2 protein-coding genes are annotated in these 1,828 nt (G+C 70.0%); one reads left to right on the plus strand and one right to left on the minus strand.

Going from position 1 to position 1,828, the window contains the following annotated elements; genetic code table 11:
* Positions 1 to 345, minus strand: a 345-nt coding sequence (locus VGR06_RS17720; protein WP_327560191.1) for a class I SAM-dependent methyltransferase, incomplete at its 3' end; no start/stop codon positions are given.
* A gap of 212 nt (positions 346 to 557) precedes the next feature.
* Here VGR06_RS17720 and VGR06_RS17725 point away from each other — a divergent pair.
* A partial coding sequence (locus tag VGR06_RS17725) for an isochorismate synthase (RefSeq protein WP_327560192.1) occupies positions 558 to 1,828 on the plus strand: 1,271 nt, incomplete at its 3' end.

Below are 1,828 nucleotides of genomic sequence, written 5' to 3' on the forward strand. Positions count from 1 at the left end.
GGCGTCGAACGCCCGCGACGTGAAGGGCAGCCTGAGCGCATCGCCCGCAGTGAAGCCGAGATGAGGCAAGCGCTGCTTGCCGACTTTGAGCATCCCGAACGAGAAGTCACAGGGGATGACGTCCGCGCCGGCACGACGGAACGGCTCAGCGGAAGTGCCGGTACCGCCGGCAAGATCGAGGATCCGCTCCCCCGGCATCGGATCCACTGCGGCCAGCACCGCCCGGCGCCACAGGCGCGCTTGACCCAGCGAGAGGACGTCGTTGGTCCGGTCATAGCGCGGCGCGACGTCGTCGAACATCGCCGCCACCTCGCGCGGTTCCTTGTGCAGGTCAGCTCGGGCCACGCGCTAGAGCCTCGCACGAGTCGCAAGGCTGGGATCAGGTGGGCGTACGCATGCATGCCGGACTCGCAGCTTCGGCCAGGCGAGCGCACGAGCGTCGGATCACGCCGGGTGGGGCGCAAAGGCATCTCGGTGGGTCTCGGCCTGGGACGGATCGGGCATTCCGGCCGGGTAGCGATGAGCCCAGCCCCGTCGGCCACGTACGCTGGTCGGCCGTGGGCACTTCACGGGAGCGGGCGCGGCTCGTCGTCCAGACCGTGGAAGTGCCCGATCCGGGTGACCTGCTGGACTGGCTGCCCCCCGTGGGCAGCCTGGCGTGGGTGCGCCGTGGCGATGGTCTCGTCGCGTCGGGCGAGGCCGCTCGATTCGAGATCACCGGCAAGAAGCACTGCGCCGAGGCGGCCGACTGGTGGCACGACTTCATCGAGCGCCTTGTCGTTGACGACGCCATCGGGGTGCCTGGGTCGGGACCGGTGGCGTTCGGGAGCTTCGCCTTCGATGAGGAGACCGGGGGCTCGGTGCTCGTCGTACCCGAACAGGTGATCGGCCGGCGGGATGGGCGGGCGTGGATCACCACGATCGGCCGGGAGCGCACCCATCGCGGGTCGGTGCCCGGAGCGGCTGGTGGCGCGCAGCACCGCCCGGCCGGGATCGGGCAATTGCCACCGCGCCCGATCACCGCGCCAGCACGGCATCCTGGTCCGATTCGCTGGGCCGAGGGGTCAGTGCCGGTGACGGCGTGGCGCGGTGCGGTCGCCGAGGCCGTGCGGCAGATCAACGCCGGCCGGCTGGACAAGGTCGTACTCGCCCGCGACCTCCTTGCTTATGCGGAGACCGCCGTCGACACCGGCCAGCTGCTCAGATCGCTCGCCGGCCGTTTCCCTGACTGCTGGACCTTCGCCGTGGACGGCCTGGTCGGAGCAACCCCCGAGCTTCTGGTGCGCAGAACCGGCCCGGACATCCTGTCCTTGGTGCTTGCTGGCACGGCCTGGCGACACCCGGGCGCCGAGGATGAGGACCAGCTGGCCGCCGAGCTGATTGCGTCCGCGAAGAACCAGGAAGAGCACGTCTACGCCGCACTATCGGCTGCCGAGTCACTGGCGCCCTACTGCGCCGAACTCTCGGCCCCGACTCAGCCGACAATCCTGCGACTGTCGAACGTGCTCCACCTTGCCACCGAGGTGACCGGCCAGCTGGCCGGCAGCACGGACGCGCTCACCCTTGCCGGCGCGCTGCACCCAACCGCAGCGGTGGCCGGCACGCCCACCGATGTATCGCTCGATGTGATCAGAGAGCTCGAGGGAATGAACCGGGGGCGGTACGCCGGTCCGGTCGGCTGGCTGGACGCCAACGGTGATGGGGAATGGTGCATCGCACTGCGCTGCGCGGAGGTCGACGGTAACCGGGTACGCCTCTTCTCCGGGTGCGGCATCGTCGCCGGCTCGGACCCCGACAGCGAGGTCGATGAAGCACAGGCCAAGTTCCT

The sequence above is a fragment of the Actinophytocola sp. genome, from assembly GCF_036002505.1.
Lineage (GTDB): Bacteria > Actinomycetota > Actinomycetes > Mycobacteriales > Pseudonocardiaceae > DASYTH01.